This window comes from Streptomyces sp. NPDC017936 (assembly GCF_044328485.1).
Taxonomy (GTDB): Bacteria; Actinomycetota; Actinomycetes; order Streptomycetales; family Streptomycetaceae; genus Streptomyces.
This window is the reverse complement of record NZ_JBIRHK010000023.1, coordinates 92,919-112,151: the sequence shown is the minus strand read 5'-3', so window position 1 is coordinate 112,151 and position 19,233 is coordinate 92,919. Positions and strand designations below refer to the sequence as shown.

Here is a 19,233-nt window from a genome sequence, read left to right as displayed (position 1 = left end):
GCGTACATGTCATGACCCCCACATGATGTTGGCTGGAAATCGACCAACCGGTGAACATTGCGGCCGTGTAAAACGACGTGACCTGGGTCAAGGGCCAACAGAGCGAAGGCAATCGACCGGCAAAAAGGGAACGCCGCCCCAGGGGGTCGAACCCCGGGACGGCGCTCCCGCATCGGGTGCCGTACGGCTTACGGGAAGGTCAGCTTCCAGCTGTTGATGTAGCCGGTGTCGGCGGCCGCGTTGTCCTGGACCCTCAGCTGCCACACACCGTTGGCGACCTCGGAGGAGGCGTTCACCGTGTAGGTGGTGTCCAGGTTGTCCGTGCTGCCGCCGGTGCCGTACGCCTTCAGGGTGTACGCCGTGCCGTCGGGGGCGACCAGCTGCACCTGGAGGTCGCCGATGTAGGTGTGGACGATGTTCACGCCCACCTGGAGGTTGGACGGCGCGTTGCCCGTCCGCCCGGAGACGGTGATCGACGAGGTGACCGCCGCGCCCCTGTCCGGAATCGACACGTCGGTGGTGTTCTCGAAGGACGTGCCGCCACCGCCGCCGTCACCCGGCCGGGTGCCGACCGCGACGCCCGCCCAGGCGTTCGCCACCGCCGTGTACTCGGCGGACGTGGTGCCGTACAGCTCACCGGCGGCCGCGAGGGTGCCGGTGCGGGCGCCCGCGTAGTTGGTGGTCGAGGTGAACTTCGTGGTCAGCGCGCGGAACCAGATCTTCGCCGCCTTGTCGCGGCCGATCCCGGTGACCGGGAGGCCGTCCGCGGTGGGCGAGTTGTACGTGACACCGTTGATGGTCTTGGTGCCGCTGCCCTCCGACAGGAGGTAGAAGAAGTGGTTGGCGGGGCCCGACGAGTAGTGGACGTCGACCGAGCCGATGCCGGAGTACCAGCTGTCCTTGGACGCGCCGTCCTTGCTGGGCTTGTCCATGTAGCGCAGCGGGGTGCCGTCGCCGTTGATGTCGATCTCCTCGCCGATGAGGTAGTCACCGACGTCGGAGGAGTTCGCCGCGTAGAACTCGACCGCCGTGCCGAAGATGTCGGAGGTGGCCTCGTTCAGACCGCCGGACTCGCCGCTGTAGTTGAGTCCCGCGGTGTTCGACGTGACGCCGTGGGTCATCTCGTGACCGGCCACGTCGATGGCCACGAGCGGGTTGCTGTTGCCCGAGCCGTCGCCGTACGTCATGCAGAAGCAGCTGTCCGACCAGAACGCGTTGACGTAGTTGTTGCCGTAGTGGACCCGGGAGTACGCGCCGACGCCGTCGCCGCGGATGCCGGAACGCCCGTGCACGTTCTTGTAGTAGTCCCAGGTCAGCGCGGCGCCGTAGTGGGCGTCGGCGGCCGCCGACTCCAGGTTGGACGGGCTGCCGTTGCCCCACACGTCGTCAGAGCCCGAGAAGAGCGTGCCGGTGCCGGAGGTGCCGCGGTTGAGGTTGTACGTCTTGTGGTTGCCGCGCGCGCCGTCCGTGAGGTTGTACGTCGAGCCGGACTGCGTGGTGGTGAGGTCGACCGTGCCGCTGTACACCGTGTTGCCGGTGCCGGTCTCGATCGCCTCCCACCGGTACAGCTCGGCGCCCGTCGTGGCGTCCGTGACGACATGCAGTTCCTGCGGGGTCCCGTCGTGCTGGAACCCGCCCACGACCGTCTCGTACGCCACCTTCGGCGTGCCGTTCGCGGCCCAGATCACCTTGCGCGGCGCGCGGTTGACGTCCGGGCTCTTGGCGTCCTCCGCCTTCGCGGCGGCCAGCGCCTGCTGCTCGGCCTTCGCGGCGGGCACCGCGGCCGCGGTGGTGGCCGGCTTGATGGCGGCCCGGGTGGCCTTGACGACGGACAGGGTCGCACCGGCCGGGGTGCTCTCGACGACCAGGTCGCCGCCGAGGACCGGCAGGCCCGCGTAGGTGCGCTCGTAGCGGGTGTGGACCGTGCCGTCCGCGTCCTTGAGGACGTCCCGGACGACGAGCGCCTCCTGGGCGCCCAGGCCCAGCTCCTCGGCGGCCCGCGCCGTGCCGGAGCTCGCCTCGCGTATCAGCTCGGCGCGCTGGGCCGGGGAGAGCCGGACCGACTCCGAGCCCGGGACCGCCTGGCCGGCCGCGCGCGGCGTCTTCTCCGGGGCGGCGGCCGTGGCGGCGCCGGACTGCACGGCGGTGGCGATGAGCGCGGACACGCCCACCAGGGCGACGGCGGCGGCCCTGCGGTACGGGGTGTGGGGGGTGCGTCTGGAAGAGCTGCTGTTCAACAGGTACTCCTTCTGCGCGGCCGCGGGTCCCGCGGCCAGGGGAGACCGGACGACGGGTGAGCCGTCCGGGCACGACAAAGGGCGGTACGCAGAACGGGGTGGTACGCAGAACGGGCCTTGCTGTGGGGTTGCTGTGAACCAGCAGTGGGAAGAGTGGCAGCGGACAGCGCTGTCTGTCAGGAGCGCGTCAGGAAGTTGGCCGGAAACGGTTCGTTGTCCGGGAGTTCATGTTCGATATACGGAGCCGCCCGGTGTGCCGGGGTCCTCGTGGGCGCCGGCCGTCCGTCCGGCGCCCTCCGTCGGCGGCGGGTCAGGCCAGGCTGTCGCGCCAGGCCCGGTGCAGGTCCGCGAAACGGCCGGTTCCCGCGACGAGGTCGGCCGGGCTGCCGTCCTCGACGATCCGTCCGCGCTCCATGACCAGCACCCGGTCCGCGATCTCCACGGTCGACAGCCGGTGCGCGATCACCACCGCCGTACGGCCCTTGAGGACCGTCGCCATCGCCGCCTGCACGGCCCGCTCGCCCGGGACGTCGAGGGAACTCGTCGCCTCGTCGAGGATCAGCACCGCCGGGTCGGCGAGCAGCGCCCGCGCGAACGCCACCAGTTGCCGCTGTCCGGCGGAGATGCGGCCGCCCCGCTTGCGGACGTCCGTGTCGTAGCCGTCGGGCAGGGCGCTGATGAACTCGTGCGCGCCGATCGCCTTCGCCGCCCGCTCGATCTCCGCGCGGCTCGCGTCGGGCCGCCCGAGGGCGATGTTCTCGGCGACCGTGCCGGAGAACAGGAACGCCTCCTGCGTCACCATCACCACCCCGCGCCGCAGCTCGGGCATCGCCAGGTCGCGCAGGTCGACGCCGTCGAGCAGGACCCGGCCCGCGGTGGGGTCGTAGAAGCGGGCGAGGAGCTTGGCCAGCGTGGACTTCCCGGCGCCCGTGGAGCCGACCACCGCGACCGTCTGCCCGGCCGGCAGGGTGAGGTCGAAGCGGGGCAGCACCTCGCCGCCGGTGCGGTAGCCGAACCCGACGCCGTCGAAGACGACCTCACGGCCCGGGAGCCCGCCGCGCCGGGCCGGCAGTTCCCGGGGCGCCGACGGCTCGGGCACGGTCGGCGTCTGGGCCAGCAGCCCCGCGATCTTCTCCAGCGAGGCCGCCGCCGACTGGTAGGAGTTGAGGAACATGCCGAGCCGGTCGATCGGGTCGTACAGCCGCCGCAGGTACAGCACCGCCGCCGCCAGCACGCCCAGCTCCAGCGAGCCGTCCGCCACCCGACGGGCGCCCCACAGCACGATCAGCGCGACGGCCGTGTTGGCGACCAGCCGCGAACCGACGACGTACCGCGCCATCTCCAGCAGCGAGTCGCCGTTGGTCCGCTCGTGCCGCCGGTTCAGCACCCGGAAGTCGGCCTCGTTGACCGCCTCGCGGCGGAACGCGCGCACCGGGCGGATGCCGTTCATCGTCTCCACGAACTTCACGATCACGGCCGCGATCGCGGTGGACCGCGCCCGGAACACCCGCCCGGCGCGCCGCTGGTAGAGCCGGACGAGGAGGTGGAGCGGGACGAAGGACGCCACCGCGACGGCCCCCAGGCCCAGGTCCAGCCAGAGCAGCATCGCCGAGATGTAGAGGAAGGACAGGACGACCGTGACCAGTTCCTGCAGGCCCTCGCTGAGCAGTTCGCGCAGCGACTCCACGTCCGTGGTGGAGCGGGAGATGAGCCGGCCCGAGGTGTAGCGCTCGTGGAAGTCGAGGCTCAGCGCCTGCGCGTGCCGGAAGATCCGGCCGCGCAGGTCCAGCAGCACGTCCTGGTTGACCCGCGCGGAGGCGATCAGGAACACGTACTGGAGCCCGCCGGAGGCCAGCGCGCACAGCAGGTAGCCGACGCCCACGGCGACGAGGGGGCCGTGGTCGTCGGCGCGCAGCGCCGGCACGGCGCGGTCGATGGCGTACGCGACCAGCAGCGGGCCCGCCTGCACGGCCGCCTGCTGGAGCAGCAGCAGGAGCGTGGTGAGGGCGACCCGCGCCCTCATCGGGGCGAGCAGCGAGCGCAGCAGCGCGCCCGTGGCGCCCGGCGGTGAGGGCAGGACGTCCCGGTCGAAGGGGTCCTCGGCGTCCCGCGCGCGGGGCAGGTCGTCCTCGTCGGTGGCGGGGCCGGTGGCGGAGGAGGTCGTCGGTGTCGTCATCGGCGGTCGGTCTCCTGTTCCCCGGACATGAGGTGGGCGTACTCCGCGTTGTCCCGCAGCAGCTCCTGGTGGGTGCCGACGGCGGCGATCCGGCCGTTCGACAGCAGGGCCACGCGGTCGGCGAGCAGCACGGTGGAGGGGCGGTGGGCCACGATCAGCGCGGTGGTGTCGGCGAGGACCTCGCGCAGCGCGGCCTCCACGGCGGCCTCCGTGTGGACGTCCAGCGCGGACAGCGGGTCGTCCAGGACGAGGAACCGGGGCCGCCCCACGACGGCCCGCGCGAGCGCGATCCGCTGCCGCTGCCCACCGGAGAGGCTGAGCCCCTGCTCGCCGACCTGTGTCCCGGTGCCCTGCGGCAGCGCGTGCACGAAGCCGGCCTGCGCCACCGACAGCGCCCGCTCCAGCTCGCGCGGCCCGGCGCCGTCGGCGGCGCCCATCAGGACGTTCTCCCCGACGGTCGCGGAGAAGAGGGTGGGCTCCTCGAAGGCGACGGCCACCTTCGACCGCAGCTCCTCGCGGGACATCGCGGTGACGTCCTCGCCGTCGAGCGTGATCCGCCCGGACGTCACCTCGTGCAGGCGGGGGACCAGCGCGGTGAGCGTGGTCTTCCCGCTGCCGGTGGCCCCGACGAGCGCCATGGACTCACCGGGCCGGACGTGGAGGTCGACGCCGTCCAGGACGGGCGGGGAGCCGGGGTCGGCGTCGGGGTAGCGGAAGACGACGTCGTCGAAGCGGAGACCGTCGCCGGCCGCGGCCGGCGCGCGCGTCCCCGTGACCGCGGTGGACTCCGGCTCCGCGTCCCGCACCTCGAAGTACCGCTCCGTCGCCGTCGCCGCCTCCTGGCTCAACGCCAGCAGGAACCCGATCGAGTCCACGGGCCACCGCAGGGCGAGGGCCGTGGAGAGGAACGCGACCAGCGTCCCCGCGGACAGCTCCCCGTCCGCCACCCGCACCGCCCCCAGCACCAGCGCCGCCCCGATGGCCACCTCGGGCAGCGTGACGATCACCGCCCAGATCGTCGCCAGCAGCCGGGCCTTGCGCAGCTCCGTCCCCCGCAGCGTCCGCGACAGCTCCCGGAACGCCCGTGCCTGACTGCGGTGCCGCCCGAACCCCTTGATCACCCGGATGCCGAGGACGCTCTCCTCGACGACCGTCGTCAGATCGCCCACCTGGTCCTGCGCGAGCCGCGCCACGCGCGCGTACCGGCTCTCGAAGACCACGCACATGACCACGACGGGCACGGCCGGACCGAGGATGACCAGCCCCAGCATCCAGTCCTGGAGCAGCATGATGATCACGCCGACGAGGATCGTCACCGCGTTGACCAGCAGGAACGTCAGCGGGAAGGCGAGGAACATGCGCAGGAGCATCAGATCGGTGGTCGCGCGGGACAGCAGCTGCCCCGAGGCCCACCGGTCGTGGAAGGCCACCGGCAGTCGCTGGAGGTGCCCGTACAGGTCCGCGCGCATCTCCGCCTCGACGTGCGACAGCGGCCGCGCCACCAGCCACCGCCGCAGTCCGAACAGGACCGCCTCCGCGACGCCCAGCACCAGCAGGCAGAGCGCGCCCAGCCACACGCCGGCCGGGTCCCGGTCGGCGACCGGACCGTCCACCATCCACTTCAGGACGAGCGGGATCACCAGACCGGTGCAGGAGGCCACTATCGCGACGAAGGCGGCGGTGAACAGCCGCACCCGCACCGGTCGCACATACGGCCACAGGCGCAGCAGCGTCCGTACCGCGGACCGGTCCTTGGTGGTTACAGGTGTTGTCGACATCACCGCGAGCCTACGGACCGGCGCCGACGCCGCCCACCGAGTTTCGGCCGGACCCGCCTCGGGCGCTGGTCCTACGACCTGCGCGTTCGGCCCTGCGAACCGCTCGGGCCGGACCGGGGCCGTCCACTGTCGTCATCCGTTCGGCGGACGCCCCGGCGAGCACGCCGGCCCGCGCACGACGGCCGGGCCGCCGCGGCGGGCCGCCGGGGGCGACGGCCCGTGCACGGCGGGGCCGGTCAGGAGGCGGGGTAGGGCAGCAGCCCGCCCGCGACGCGCTCCCAGGCGGCCTTCAGCTCGGCGAGCAGCTCCGGCCGGTCCTGCGCCAGATCGGCCTGCTCGCGCTGGTCCTGGGCCAGGTTGTACAGGTGGTCCTTGCCGGAGGCGTCCTGGTAGTACTTCCAGTCGCCGCGCCGCAGGGCCCGGTTGCCGCGCACCCGCCAGAACAGGTCGCGCTCGGGCACCCGCTCGCCGCGCAGGAGGTAGCCGGCGAGGCTGTGCCCGTCGAGCGGGTAGGCCGGGTCGGGGCGGGCTCCGCCCAGTTCCAGCAGGGTGGCCGTCCAGTCCGGGGAGAAGACGGGTTCGTCGCTGACCTGGTGCCCGTCCAGCCGGGCGGGCCAGCGCAGGACGGTCGGCACCCGGATGCCGCCCTCCAGCAGTCCGGACTTGCCGCCGCTGAGCGGCCACTGGTAGGAGAACCGCTCGCCGCCGTTGTCACTGGCGAACACCACGACGGTGTTCCGCTCCTGGCCGGAGCGCCGCAGCGCGGCGAGCACCTTGCCGACGGAGGCGTCGAGGTTCTCCACCATCTCGGTGTACTTCTCCACCGAGCCGCCGTCGTTGTGCAGCAGACCGCCCAGCACGTCACCGGCGCGGACCCTGGCGGCGACCTCGGCCGCGGCCTCCTCGTCGTTCTCGCCGATCCAGGGCCAGTGCGGGGTGGTGAAGTTGAGGTTGAGCAGCCACGGCCGGTCGTGGTCCCGGCTGACGTAGTCCACCGCCCGCTCGGTGAGGACGGTCGTGTAGTACCGCAGGTCCTGGTAGGTGGCGTCGCCCTCGTACAGGTCGTAGTCGCCCAGCTGGCCGAGCTTGGAGAAGTACTCCAGGGCGCCGCCGAAGTTGCCGAAGAACTCGTCCCAGCCCGACTTGGTCGGGCTGTAGTCGGGCAGCCAGCCGCAGTGCCACTTGCCGATCAGGGCGGTGGCGTAGCCGGCCTTCTTCAGCTGGGAGGCCAGGGTGGGGTGGGTGGGGTCCAGCCCCTGCGTCCGGTTGCCGATGGGCTCGGCGAGACCGCCCTTCGTGCGGCCCGGGTAGCGGCCGGTGTAGAGGCTGAAGCGGGTGGGGGAGCAGGTCGCCGAGCCGGCGTAGGCGTGGGTGAACCGCACTCCCTGCGCGGCGAGCCGGTCCAGGTTCGGTGTCCTGATGTGCGGTGCGCCGTACGACGACAGGTCCGCCCAGCCCAGGTCGTCACCCAGGATGAACAGGAAGTTGGGCCGTCCGCCGGAGCCGGTGGAGGGCCGGGCCCGGAACGGGCGTTCCGCGGCGGAGGGCGCGGCCTCGGCGGCACCGGCCGTACCGGCGACCGCGGTCACGGCACCGCCACCGACCAGACCGCCGAACGTACGACGGGACATGTCAGACATACGGGATCCTCGAAGTCGGCGTGCCCCGCACGAGGGCACGCCGAAGGACGGCGGGCCCCGCGCCGGAGCACGCGGAAGGAAGGGGAGGAGAGGAAGGAGGAAGGGAGGGGAGGCTACGGCTCAGCGACAGATGGCGCTGGACTGCCGGCACAGGTCGACGTGACGCCGCTCCACGAGCGCGACGTGCGCGCGGCGGTGGTCAGCGGAGGCCCTCATGATCACGCACGCTGTCAGCCGTGCGCCCGCGCCGTCAAGACGCCGTCCACGGACCGGGATCCCGCTCGCCCGGCCGGGCCCCGGCCGGTTGCCCGCCGTGCCGGGACGCGAGGACCGCGACCGCTCGAGGCCGGTCCCCCGGCCGGCGAAGGGGGCCGTGTACGGCGCGGGGGACCGGAGCCCCGCCGCGCACGCGGCCGCTCCTCGCGGCGCTGTCCGCCCGCCGCCCCGACGTCCACGGCGACCCGGAGCCGGGCCCGCTCCCGAACCGCCGTCAGCGGTCCACGACGCGCATCTCGAACCACGTGGTCTTGCCCCGGGGCAGCAGATCGACGCCCCACCGGTCGGCCAGCTTGTCCACCAGGAACAGGCCCCTGCCGCTGACGTCCGTCTCCTGGACGGGCATCAGACAGGGCAGCCCGCGCGAGGGGTCGCGGACCTCGACGCGGATCCAGCCGCGGCGATGGCGCATCCGCAGGCCGAAGACGCGGGCGCCGGTGTGGCGGACGGCGTTGCCGACGAGCTCCGAGACGAGCAGGACGGCGTCCTCGGTCATCTTGGGGGAGAGCTGCCACTGGCGGAGGGCGACCACCTGGGCGAGCCGGCGGGCGGTGGCGGCGGACTCGGGGCGGGACGGCAGCGGAACCTCCGCCTCCGTCGGGTTGCCGAACAACTCGAGCGCCTTGAGCGCGCGTTCGTCCTCGGCCGCCGGCGACCAGCGTGCCGCGGACACGTGCCCGTGCCCCCGCGGCTGTTCGAAACCCTCCAGCCCCGCCATGCCCCCATCATGGCCGTCCCCGGTGGCCTCCGTGGTGGTTCCGGGGGAATACGCCCCCCGGAAGCTCTCATTCCACTCAATTCGACCGGCATGTGCCAGAGGCATGCCGACGCCTGGAAGAGCCGTGCCGACCTGCGGTGACGGCTCGTCCGGGGGTGATCGGCGGGCTCCCTCGACAAGACAGCCTTAAGGTCACCTTAAGGCTCCCGTGAACCGCCCCATCGAGGGACCCGGATGAGACGTCTCGTCAACAGCAAGCGTTTTCGCCGACATCGGGGGAGGGATGGGTCACAGGAACTTCGCCTTGCCCGGCCCCTCCTCGACGAAGCTGCGCATGCCGATCTCACGGTCCGCGGTGGCGAACAGACCGGCGAACCAGTTCCGTTCCACGGCGAGGCCCGTGTCGATGTCGGTCTCCAGGCCGGTGTCGATCGACTCCTTCGCCGCGCGCAGCGCGATCGCCGGACCCTGCGCCAGCTTGGCCGCCCACGCGTGCGCCTGCGCGTACACCTCGTCGGCCGGGACCACCCGGTCCACCAGGCCCAGGGTCAGCGCCTCGTCCGCCTTGACCATGCGGCCCGTGAAGATGAGGTCCTTCGCCTTGGACGGGCCGACCAGCCGGGCCAGGCGCTGGGTGCCGCCCGCGCCCGGGATCAGGCCGAGCAGGATCTCGGGCTGGCCCAGCTTCGCGTTCTCCGCGGCGATCCGGAAGTCCGCGCACAGCGCCAGCTCGCAGCCGCCGCCCAGCGCGTAGCCGGTCACGGCCGCCACCACCGGCTTGGGGATGCGGGCCACCGCCGTGAAGGAGTCCTGGAGGGCGCGGGCGCGCAGGACCATCGCGGTGTGGTCCATGTCCTGCATCTCCTTGATGTCCGCGCCCGCCGCGAACACCTTCTCACCGCCGTACACGACGACGGCGCGGACGTCGTCCCGGCGCCCCGCCTCCTCGGCCAGCTCCTTGAGCCGGTCCTGCGTGGCGACGTCCAGGGCGTTCATGGGCGGGCGGTCGAGGCGGATCGTGCCGACGCCGTCGGCCACTTCGAGATGTACGGTCATGGCAGCAGGTTAACCACGACTAACGACGACGGGCCCGGTGCCGTGCGTCACAGGACGTACGGCGCCGGGCCCGTTCGGCGGCGGGGGCGGACTACTTCGTCCACTCCGCCCACGAGAGGTTCCAGCCGTTGAGGCCGTTGGACGGGTCGACCACCGGGTCGGTGGAGTTCTGCACGACCACCACGTCGCCGGCCATCGAGTGGTTGAAGAACCACGCGGCCGGCACACCGCTGTCGTAGCCGCCGCGCACGTCCCGCAGACCGATGCAGCCGTGGCTGGCGTTGTAGTTGCCGAAGGCGTCGCCGCCCCAGTAGTTGCCGTGCACGAAGGTGCCGGAGTCGGTCAGGCGCATGGCGTGCGGCACGTCCTTGATGTCGTACTCGCCGTCGTAGCCGACCGTGTCGCCGTTCATCCGGGTCACCGTGAACTTCTCACTGATGACCATCTGGCCGTTCCAGGTGGCGTAGCCGGACTTGCCGGTGGTCACCGGGAGGGTCTTGACGACCTTGCCCTCCTGCATGACCTTCATCGTGTGCTTCTTGGCGTCCACGACGGACACCTGGTTGCGGCCGACGGTGAAGGAGACGGTCTTGGACTGCTTGCCGTAGACGCCCTTGCGGCCCTCGACGCCGTCGAGGTTCAGCTTCACCGTGACCTTGGTGCCCGCCGCCCAGTACTTCTCCGGGCGGAAGTCGAGGCGGTCGTTGCCGAACCAGTGGCCCTGCACGTCGACGGGCGGCTCGGTCTTGACGCTGATGGCCTTCTCGACGGCGTCCGGCTCGGTGATGCCCCGCGTGAACCGGACGGAGAACGGCATGCCGACGCCGACGGTGGAACCGTCCTCGGGCGTGAAGGTGCCGACGAAGGTGTTCTCCGGCGTCAGCGTGGTGAAGTTCGCGTCCTCGGCGGCCGTGCGGCCCGCGGAGTCCTTGGCGACCGCGTGCACCTGGTACGTGGTGGCGGCCGCGAGATGCGTGCTCGGCGTCCAGCCGGCGCCGTCCGCGGAGATCGTGCCCGGGACCGCCGTGCCCTCGGCGTCCTTGACGACGACCTCGGTCAGCTTGCCCTTCGCGGCGGTCACCTTCAGGGCGCCGCTGGTGTCGACGTCCTTGGCGCCGGTCTCGGGGGCGATGGTGACGACCGCCTCCGACTGACCGCTCTGGGCGGTGGCGGAGCCGGAGGCCTCCGCGCCCTCGGCCTTGTCCGAGCCGGAGTCGGAGCCCCCTCCGCCGCCGCAGGCCGTGACGGCCAGCAGCAGACCTCCGACGACCAGAGCCAACCGCTTGCTGCGGCCGCGTGGGCGCCCGCCAACCGACGCCCCCGGTATCGGTCGCACGTTCACAGTATTTTCCCCTCCCCCGGGCCGACCAGGCCCGCACGCCGGCGCGTCCCCCGCGCTGCGCGCATATTAACCACAAGGTCAGGGGCATCGGTGACCCCCACATGTCACCGTTCAGTCCCAACTTCGACCTTGGGAGGAAAGGGTCACTTCACCGCGCTGCCCGAGATCCACTCCTCCCAGTCCATGTTCCAGCCGCCGAGCCCGTTGTCGGCGGCGACCGTCCGGTCCTTGCTGTGGACGACCTCGACGACGTCCCCGATGAGGCTGCGGTCGAAGAACCAGCCCGCGGGCGTGTCCGAGCCGCCGCCCTTCACGTCCCTGAGCCCCACGCACCCGTGGCTGAGGTTGACCCGGCCGAAGGCGTCCCACGGCGCCCAGTAGTTGCCGTGCAGGAAGGTGCCGGAGTCGGTCAGCCGCATCGCGTGCGGCACGTCCGGGATGTCGTACTCGCTCTTGCCGTTCTTCTTCCTGAAGCCGACCGTGGCGCCGTTCATCCGGGTCAGCTCCAGCATCTCGGTCACCACCATCCTGCCGTTGTACGTCGTCGTCTTCGGCGCCCCGGCCGTGATGGGCACGGTGGCGATCAGCTCGCCGTCGCGGCGCACCTTCATCGTGTGCCGGGCGGCGTCGACGACGGAGACCTGGTGGCGGCCGACGGTGAAGGAGAACGTCTTGTCCTGGAGCCCGTAGACGCCGGGCGCGCCCTCCACGTCCCGGAAGCGCAGGGCGACGGTCACCTGGGTGCCGGGCTTCCAGTACTGCTCCGGACGGAAGTCGAGGCGGCCCTTGCCGAACCAGTGCGGCCGCACCTCGACGGCCGGGCGGGCGGTCACCTTGACGGCGCGTTCGACGGCGGCGCGGTTCTCGATCTCCCGGTTGAACTCCAGTGAGACGATCATCCCGGTGCCGACGGTGGAACGGTTCTCGGGCGCCACGTACCCGATGAAGCGCTGCTCGGGGACGAACGTGGTGAAGGTGGTGTGGCGGGCCGAGCGGCGGCCCTCCGCGTCGACGGCCACCGCGTCGACCGTGTAGCGGGCGGCGAGCGCGAGCCGGTCCCGGTCCGGACGCCAGGTCAGACCGTCCGCGGAGATCCGGCCCCGCACCTCGGTCTCCTGCGCGTCCTGCGACATGACGACCTTCACCGACTCCAGGTGCCCGTCCGGCACCCGCACCCTGAGTCTGCTCTCGGGGCGCACCTCCTTCGTGCCGTCGTCCGGGGCGACCCGGATGACGTCCTCCGGCGCCGGTGGTTTCCCGAGCGCCCGGTTCAGAGCGCCGGGGCTCTCCCCGGTGCAGCCGGCGGCCCCGGCCAGAAGTCCTGCCCATGTCAGTACGGCGGCCAACGCGGCCCCCGCGCGCCGCGCGCGCCGTTGTACGTGCCTCACGCGGTGCCCAACGACGGGCCCCGCTCGGGGAAACGTGAGTGCGAGGCACGGTCTGGGCAGAACAGGGGGGAGGACGACGCTACGGGGAGCCGCGGCCGGGACGCCGCATGCCCTTGGCCCGCGTCGTGCCATGAGCCGCGGGAGGCGGAACGGTGTCCAGCGCAGCCGAGCAGGAGGCGGTTCCGGAGGAGCGCGCCGCTGCCTCCGCCGTGGTGAACGGGGCACGGCCCAGGACGCCCGGCGTGCCCGTGTGGCCGGGCGCGTCGACACCGCTCGGCGCCCGCTTCCGGGTCGGCCCGGACGGTGTCGCGGGCACCAACTTCGCCCTGTGGGCGGGCGGCGCGGAGGCGGTGGAGCTGTGCCTCTTCGACGAACAGGGCCGCGAGACCCGCGCCCGGCTCACCGAGCTCACCCACGAGATCTGGCACGGCTTCGTCCCGGGCGTGATGCCCGGCCAGCGCTACGGCTACCGGGTGCACGGCCGCTGGGACCCGTGGACCGGCGGCCGCTGGAACCCGGCGAAGCTGCTCCTCGACCCCTACGCCCGCGCCGTGGACGGCGAGTTCGCCCTGCCGCCGGAGGTGTACGGGCACGTCCGCGACTGGCCCCAGCAGCAGGTCGCGGACACCGTGCGCGACGAACGGGACTCGGCGCCGCACGTCCCGAAGGGCGTCGTCGTCCACGACGACGACGACTGGGCCGACGACCGCCGCCCGAAGACGCCGTGGGCCGACTCGGTCATCTACGAGCTGCACGTCAAGGGCTTCACCCGACTGCACCCGGGGATCCCCCAGGAGCTGCGCGGCACGTACGCCGGCCTGGCGCACCCCGCGGCGGTCGGGCACCTGGTGGACCTGGGCGTGACGGCGGTGGAGCTGTTGCCGGTGCACCAGTTCGCGCACGAGGACCACCTGCTGCGCCGGGGCCTGCGCAACCACTGGGGCTACAACTCCATCGGCTACTTCGCCCCGCACGCCGCCTACGCCTCCTCCGGGACGGCCGGCCAGCAGGTCGGCGAGTTCAAGCGGATGGTGCGCGCGCTGCACGCGGCCGGGATCGAGGTCATCCTCGACGTGGTCTACAACCACACGGCGGAGGCGGGCGAGCTGGGGCCCATGCTGTCGCTGAAGGGCATAGACAACCGCGGCTACTACCGGTTGCAGCCGGACGCCCGCCGGTACGCCGACTACACGGGCTGCGGCAACACGCTGCACGTGGTCCAGCCGCAGGTGCTGCGCCTGATCACCGACTCGCTGCGGTACTGGGTGACGGAGATGGGGGTGGACGGCTTCCGGTTCGACCTGGCGGCGGCGCTGGCGCGGTCCATGCACGACGTGGACATGCTCTCGCCGTTCCTCGCGGTCATCGCGCAGGACCCGGTGCTGCGGCGGGTGAAGCTGATAGCCGAGCCGTGGGACGTCGGCTCGGGCGGCTACCAGGTGGGCGCCTTCCCGCCCCTGTGGACGGAGTGGAACGACCGCTACCGCGACACCGTCCGCGACTTCTGGCGGCACGCGCTGCCGGACGTGCGGGAGATGGGGTACCGGCTGTCGGGGTCCAGCGACCTGTACGCCTGGGGCGGCCGGCGCCCCTACGCGTCCGTCAACTTCGTCACCGCGCACGACGGTTTCACCCTGCGCGACCTGGTGTCGTACGAGCGCAAGCACAACGAGGCCAACGGCGAGGGCAACCGGGACGGCACGCACGACAACCGGTCCTGGAACTGCGGCGCGGAGGGGGAGACCGACGACGAGCGGGTACGGGCGCTGCGGCGGCGGCAGGCGCGGAACCTGATGACCACGCTGCTGCTGTCGACGGGGGTGCCGATGCTGGTCGCGGGGGACGAGCTGGGGCGGACCCAGCGGGGCAACAACAACGCGTACTGCCAGGACAACGAGATCAGCTGGGTGGACTGGGGGCTGCTGGAGGAGCCCGGCTGGAAGGCGCTGTTCGACCTCACCTCCCGGCTGATCGCCCTGCGCCACCGGCACCCCGTCCTGCGCCGGCGGGCCTTCTTCTCCGGGCGGGCGCACTCGGCGGACGGGCTGCGGGACCTGGCGTGGTTCACGGCGCGGGGCGCGGAGATGACGGAAGCGGACTGGTACGCCCCCGCGGCGACGCTGGGGATGTACCTGTCGGGGCGGGACATCCCGGGGCGCGACGAGCGGGGTGCGCCGGTCACCGACGACAGCTTCCTCGCGGTGCTGCACGCGGGGGACCGGCCGGTGGGCTTCGTGCTGCCGGGGCCGCCGTGGGCCGAGCGGTACGAGGTGGTCGTCGACACGTCGAGGGAGGAGCAGGGGGAGGCGCCGGGGGTCACGCACCGGGCGGGGGCGGAGGTGACGGTGCCGGCGCGGGCGGTCCTGCTGCTGCGGGTGGCCGGCTGAGCGGGGCCGGCCGCGGCCGGGGCGAGAGCGCCGCCGGGCCGACGTCCCTTCCCGGCGGCGACCGGCTGCCGGGCCGACGTCCCTTCCCGGCGGCGACCGGCTGCCGGGCCGACGCCCTCCCGACGCCGACCGGGTGAATGAGCTGTTTTTCTGCCTTTTGCCCTTTAAATGGTGCGCGTGACTCCGACCGACCGCCGCGCCGCGCTGCGCGCGGGCGCCGGGCTCGTCGCCGGGAGCGCGTTCGCGGCCGCGTGCACCCCGCCCGGCTCCCCCTCCGGCGCCGTCGCCCCCCGCGCCCCCGCACCCGCCTCCCCGGCACCCGCCTCTCCCGCACCCGCCCCCCGCGCCCACCCCCGGCAGCCCGCCCAGATCACCCACGGCCCCCGCGGCCGCCCCCGCGTCGCCCTCACCTTCCACGGCCAGGGCGATCCCGCCACCGCCCGCGCCCTCCTCGGCGAAGCCGAGCGGCACGGCGCCCGGGTCACCGTGCTGGCCGTCGGCACCTGGCTCGAGGAGCACCCCGCCCTAGCCCGCCGCATCCTCGACGGCGGCCACGACCTCGGCAACCACACCCACCGCCACCTCGACATCAACACCCTGCCGGCGCCGGAGGCGGAACGGGAGATCGTCGCGTGCGCGGACCTGCTGCGCCGGCTCACCGGCTCCATCGGCACCTGGTTCCGCCCCTCCCGGGCCGCCCGCGCCTCCCCGGCCGTCGAGGCCCTCGCCCGCCGCGCCGGCTATCCGCACGTCCTGGGCTACGACGTGGACTCCCTCGACTTCACGTCCCCCGGCGGTCCCGCCGTCGCCCGCACGGTCCTCGACGGCGCCCGCAACGGGTCCGTCGTGAGCCTCCACTTCGGGTACGCGGACACGGTCGCCGCACTCCCCGCCGTCCTGGCCGAACTCGACCGCCGCGGACTGCGCGCGGTCACCACCACGGAGCTGCTCAGCTGATGCGCCACAACCCGCACCACACCCTCGTCAGGAGCGCCCTGCTCGCGGGCGCGGCCCTCGCCGTCCTCGCCGCCTGCGGCACCCCGGCACGGGACGAGGCGGCCGGCACCAAGGAGTCCACCACCGAGGCGGCGGCCCCGACACCGGGGCGGAAGCGGACCGTCCGGGGCCTGCCCGGCATGCCCCCCGTCCTCGACCCCGAGGACGTCTACGCCGCCGACCGCCCCGGCCGGCTCTCCCCGGTGGTCGAGGACTTCCCGTCCCGGGTCTACGTCCCCAACACCGGGTCCGACACCGTCACCGTCATCGACCCGAAGACGTACGAGGTGATCGAGACGCTGCCGGTCGGCCGTCAGCCCCAGCACGTCGTGCCGTCCTGGGACCTGAAGACCCTCTGGGTCAACAACAACCGCGGCCACACCCTCACCCCCATCGACCCGAGGACCGGCAAGGCGGGCGAGGAGGTGGAGGTGCACGACCCGTACAACCTCTACTTCACGCCCGACGGCAGGTACGCCGTCGTCATGGCCTCCCTCGACCGCGAGCTCGTCTTCCGCGACCCGCACACCATGAAGGCGCTGCACACCGAACCCGTCTCCTGCTACGGCGTCAACCACGCCGACTTCTCCCTCGACGGGCGCTACTTCATCGTCTCCTGCGAGTTCAGCGGCGAGCTCCTCAAGGTCGACACCGAGAGGATGGAGGTCGTCGGGCAGCGGAAGCTGCCGTTCGAGGGCGCGATGCCGCAGGACGTGAAGGTCTCGCCCGACGGCAAGCGGTTCTACGTCGCGGACATGATGGCCGACGGCGTGTGGGTCCTGGACGGCGACGCGTTCACCGAGCCCACCCTCCTGCGCACCGGCAAGGGCGCCCACGGCCTCTACGTCAGCCGCGACTCCCGGCAGATGTACGTCTCCAACCGCGGCGAGGGCACCGTCTCCGTCTTCGACTTCACCCGGAACCGGCTCACCGGGAAGTGGCGCCTGCCCGGCGGCGGCAGCCCCGACATGGGCGGGGTCTCGGCGGACGGCAAGGTCCTGTGGCTGTCCGGCCGCTACGACGACGAGGTGTACGCCATCGACACCCGCACCGGCGCCCAGCTGGCCCGCATCCCGGTCGGCCGCGGCCCGCACGGCCTCGCCGTCTACCCGCAGCCCGGCCGGTACTCGCTCGGCCACACCGGCGTCTTCCGCTGACGCGCGGCCGGGCGACCCGCCGTCCCGTCCCCCGCCGGCGGCCCGCTCACCGCCGGACCGTGAGCAGTGCCTCCGCGCCGACCGGCCGGTACCCCGCCGCCTGGAACGCCCGCATGCTGCGGGCGTTCCCCGGCGCCACCTGCGCCCACAGCGGCTCGGCGACGAGATGGCGGGCCGCGGTCACCAGCGCGCGCCCCAGCCCCCGGCGCCGTTCCGCGGGCCCCCGCGCGTGCTGCCCGTCCACCTCGACGGACACCTCCAGCCGGCCGGCGACCCCGCGCCCCACCACCAGCACCCCACCGTCCGCGGTCCAGACGCGCACGTCGTCCCGGTGCCGGCGGGCGTGGACCGCGCGGGGATGCCCGCGGTCCTCGACCTCCTCCAGCGCGAGCGGGGGCCGGCCCGGCAGGGGAGTGCCGACCAGCATCGCGTCGATCGTCTCGGCCGTACGGCCCGTCCGCTCCATCAGGGCCGCCAGGAACCGCGGGTTCATGCCGGCGGCGAGGGCGTCGCACTCCGCCGCCGCGAGCGTCTCGTGCACCCACCGCGGGTCCTCGTCGGTGAAGACGACGGAGTGGGCCGTGAAGGCCAGCACGCCCGCGTCCCGGGGGGAGGGCTGCGGCATCACGGTCGTACCGCCGTCGGCCGGCGGGAAGACGCCCCGCGCCGCCGCGTCGAGAATGTCCCGCAACGTCTCCACGGCGCTCCCCGGACGCTCCTTGAGTCTCCACCCACTGGAAGGACCAGACTCCCAGACATGACCGAGAACGGCGCCGGACTCCTCACCATCGGCGAGCCGGCCCGGGCCACCGGACTGACCGTGCGCACCATCCGGTACTGGTCCGACGAGGGCGTCCTGCCCCCGGTCGCCCGCTCGGCGGGCGGCTACCGGCTCTACGACGCCGGGTCGGCCGCCCGCCTGGAGCTGGTCCGCACCCTGCGCGAACTGGGCCTCGGCCTGGCCGACGTGCGCCGGGTGCTGACGGGGGAGCGGACGGTCGCGGAGGTGGCGGCCGCGCACGTGACGGCCCTGGACGCGCAGATCCGGGCGCTGAAGGTGACCCGTGCGGTGCTGTCGAGCGTGGCGCGACGCGGTTCGACCGCGGAGGAGATGACCCTGATGAACCAACTGGCGCGGCTGTCGGCGGCCGAACGGGCCCGCATCGTCGACGACTTCATGACGGAGATCTTCGACGGTCTGGACACCGCCGACCCCGACATCCGGCGGCGGCTGCGGTTCGCCCCGGCCGACCTGCCCGACGACCCGACGCCCGAGCAGGTGGACGCCTGGGTGGAACTGGCCGGGATGATCCAGGACCCGGGGTTCCGGGCCCTGATGCGCAGGGTGATCGAGTTCAACGCGGCGGACCGGGGCCCGGACGTGCCCGCCGGCACGTCCCTGTGGCTCATGAGCCGCCTGGTGCAGCTCGCGGGCGAGGCGCTGCGCGAGGGGACCGCCCCCGAGGCGCCCCGGGCCGGCGGCCTGCTGCGGCAGCTGCCGGGCGACGCGGACCCGGCGTACGTGCTGGAGCGGCTGGAGGCGGCCGCCCAGGTGCGCCTGGCCCGGTACCGGGAGCTGTGGGCCGTGGTGAAGGGCCTGGAACCGCAGCCGGCGTACGAGAGGGAGTTCGCCCGGGTGGTGGCCGCACTGCGCGTCAGGACGGCCGGTTAGTCTGACCTGCGTCCGTACGACAGGTACGACGGCAAGGTATGACGAAGAGGGGCGGATCGGTGGCCGACATCGAAGAAGCACGCAAGCAGTTCGACCGCATCGACACGGACGGTGACGGTCAGATCACCGCTGCCGAGTTCAAGACCGCCCTGGCCCAGGGTGGCGACTGGAACGTCACCGAGACGGTCGCCGAGGCCATCATCGCCAGCCGCGACCTGAACGGCGACAAGCTCCTGTCGTTCGACGAGTTCTGGACGCACCTGAACAAGTGACGCGTGCCCCGGAAGGGGGGGCCGCCCGGGGGGGCCGCCCCCCCCCCGGCCCCCCCCCCCCGGGGCCCCCCCCCCGCCCCCCCCCCCCCCCGCGCCGGGGGGGGGGGGCCCGGGCGCCCGGCCCCCCCGGCGGGGGCC

The 19,233-nt window shown here is 73.1% G+C and carries 15 protein-coding genes; 5 read left to right on the top strand and 10 right to left on the bottom strand.

The annotated features are described in order from the left end of the window. Nucleotides 1-188: 188 nt before the first annotated feature. The 9 genes from ACH4F6_RS35725 to ACH4F6_RS35685 form a co-directional block, all read right to left on the bottom strand. A complete protein-coding gene (locus tag ACH4F6_RS35725) occupies nucleotides 189-2,240 on the bottom strand; it encodes a M4 family metallopeptidase (protein WP_397964566.1) in 2,052 nt (683 codons plus the stop codon). A 307-nt stretch (nucleotides 2,241-2,547) separates the two neighbouring features. Then, entirely contained in the window at nucleotides 2,548-4,413 is a 1,866-nt protein-coding gene (locus ACH4F6_RS35720; RefSeq protein WP_397964549.1) for an ABC transporter ATP-binding protein, read from the bottom strand. Beyond that, complete coding sequence (locus ACH4F6_RS35715) at nucleotides 4,410-6,191, bottom strand: ABC transporter ATP-binding protein (protein ID WP_397964548.1); 1,782 nt, start codon at nucleotides 6,189-6,191, stop codon at nucleotides 4,410-4,412. The genes ACH4F6_RS35720 and ACH4F6_RS35715 overlap by 4 nt, the downstream gene beginning before the upstream one ends. 236 nt (nucleotides 6,192-6,427) lie before the next feature. Then, nucleotides 6,428-7,831 (bottom strand): sulfatase, encoded by a 1,404-nt coding sequence (locus tag ACH4F6_RS35710; RefSeq protein WP_397964547.1) that lies wholly within the window; start codon nucleotides 7,829-7,831, stop codon nucleotides 6,428-6,430. A gap of 120 nt (nucleotides 7,832-7,951) precedes the next feature. Next, a complete protein-coding gene (locus ACH4F6_RS35705; protein ID WP_397964546.1) occupies nucleotides 7,952-8,047 on the bottom strand; it encodes a putative leader peptide in 96 nt (31 codons plus the stop codon). Nucleotides 8,048-8,321: 274 nt separating this feature from the next. After that, nucleotides 8,322-8,825, bottom strand: a complete 504-nt coding sequence (locus ACH4F6_RS35700; RefSeq protein ID WP_397964545.1) for an ATP-binding protein — start codon at nucleotides 8,823-8,825, stop codon at nucleotides 8,322-8,324. A gap of 288 nt (nucleotides 8,826-9,113) precedes the next feature. Next, complete coding sequence (locus ACH4F6_RS35695) at nucleotides 9,114-9,881, bottom strand: enoyl-CoA hydratase/isomerase family protein (protein ID WP_397964544.1); 768 nt, start codon at nucleotides 9,879-9,881, stop codon at nucleotides 9,114-9,116. 91 nt (nucleotides 9,882-9,972) lie between these two features. Beyond that, nucleotides 9,973-11,223 (bottom strand): Ig-like domain-containing protein, encoded by a 1,251-nt coding sequence (locus tag ACH4F6_RS35690; protein ID WP_397964543.1) that lies wholly within the window; start codon nucleotides 11,221-11,223, stop codon nucleotides 9,973-9,975. Between the two features lie 143 nt (nucleotides 11,224-11,366). Continuing rightward, nucleotides 11,367-12,611, bottom strand: coding sequence for an Ig-like domain-containing protein (locus ACH4F6_RS35685; protein WP_397964542.1), 1,245 nt, complete (start codon nucleotides 12,609-12,611; stop codon nucleotides 11,367-11,369). Between the two features lie 152 nt (nucleotides 12,612-12,763). Here ACH4F6_RS35685 and glgX point away from each other — a divergent pair, with 152 nt between their 5' ends. The 3 genes from glgX to ACH4F6_RS35670 all read left to right on the top strand — a co-directional run bounded on the left by glgX (nucleotide 12,764) and on the right by ACH4F6_RS35670 (nucleotide 17,151). Then, nucleotides 12,764-14,998: a glycogen debranching protein GlgX gene (gene glgX, locus ACH4F6_RS35680; RefSeq protein WP_397964541.1), complete on the top strand. Its 2,235-nt coding sequence runs from the start codon at nucleotides 12,764-12,766 to the stop codon at nucleotides 14,996-14,998. Between the two features lie 177 nt (nucleotides 14,999-15,175). Continuing rightward, nucleotides 15,176-15,955, top strand: coding sequence for a polysaccharide deacetylase family protein (locus tag ACH4F6_RS35675; RefSeq protein WP_397964540.1), 780 nt, complete (start codon nucleotides 15,176-15,178; stop codon nucleotides 15,953-15,955). Further along, on the top strand, nucleotides 15,955-17,151 hold the full coding sequence (locus ACH4F6_RS35670) for a YncE family protein (RefSeq protein ID WP_397964539.1): 1,197 nt from the start codon (nucleotides 15,955-15,957) through the stop codon (nucleotides 17,149-17,151). The genes ACH4F6_RS35675 and ACH4F6_RS35670 overlap by 1 nt, the downstream gene beginning before the upstream one ends. Nucleotides 17,152-17,197: 46 nt before the next feature. Here the strand turns inward: ACH4F6_RS35670 and ACH4F6_RS35665 are convergent, their stop codons facing one another. Then, nucleotides 17,198-17,851: a GNAT family N-acetyltransferase gene (locus tag ACH4F6_RS35665; RefSeq protein WP_397964538.1), complete on the bottom strand. Its 654-nt coding sequence runs from the start codon at nucleotides 17,849-17,851 to the stop codon at nucleotides 17,198-17,200. Between the two features lie 57 nt (nucleotides 17,852-17,908). Between ACH4F6_RS35665 and ACH4F6_RS35660 the strand changes: the two genes are divergently transcribed. Together ACH4F6_RS35660 and ACH4F6_RS35655 are read left to right on the top strand one after the other, a co-directional pair. Further along, a complete protein-coding gene (locus tag ACH4F6_RS35660; RefSeq protein ID WP_397964537.1) occupies nucleotides 17,909-18,823 on the top strand; it encodes a MerR family transcriptional regulator in 915 nt (304 codons plus the stop codon). A gap of 59 nt (nucleotides 18,824-18,882) precedes the next feature. Beyond that, nucleotides 18,883-19,095, top strand: a complete 213-nt coding sequence (locus tag ACH4F6_RS35655; RefSeq protein WP_397964565.1) for an EF-hand domain-containing protein — start codon at nucleotides 18,883-18,885, stop codon at nucleotides 19,093-19,095. Nucleotides 19,096-19,233 lie beyond the last annotated feature (138 nt).

Excerpts from the sequence above, each read along its gene's own strand:
- ACH4F6_RS35660 (WP_397964537.1), top strand. The coding sequence starts at position 17,909 with ATGACCGAGAACGGCGCCGGACTCCTCACCATCGGCGAGCCGGCCCGG.
- ACH4F6_RS35670 (WP_397964539.1), top strand. The coding sequence starts at position 15,955 with ATGCGCCACAACCCGCACCACACCCTCGTCAGGAGCGCCCTGCTCGCG.
- ACH4F6_RS35695 (WP_397964544.1), bottom strand. The coding sequence starts at position 9,881 with ATGACCGTACATCTCGAAGTGGCCGACGGCGTCGGCACGATCCGCCTC.
- ACH4F6_RS35715 (WP_397964548.1), bottom strand. The coding sequence starts at position 6,191 with ATGTCGACAACACCTGTAACCACCAAGGACCGGTCCGCGGTACGGACG.
- ACH4F6_RS35710 (WP_397964547.1), bottom strand. The coding sequence starts at position 7,831 with ATGTCTGACATGTCCCGTCGTACGTTCGGCGGTCTGGTCGGTGGCGGT.
- ACH4F6_RS35720 (WP_397964549.1), bottom strand. The coding sequence starts at position 4,413 with ATGACGACACCGACGACCTCCTCCGCCACCGGCCCCGCCACCGACGAG.
- ACH4F6_RS35700 (WP_397964545.1), bottom strand. The coding sequence starts at position 8,825 with ATGGCGGGGCTGGAGGGTTTCGAACAGCCGCGGGGGCACGGGCACGTG.
- ACH4F6_RS35705 (WP_397964546.1), bottom strand. The coding sequence starts at position 8,047 with ATGAGGGCCTCCGCTGACCACCGCCGCGCGCACGTCGCGCTCGTGGAG.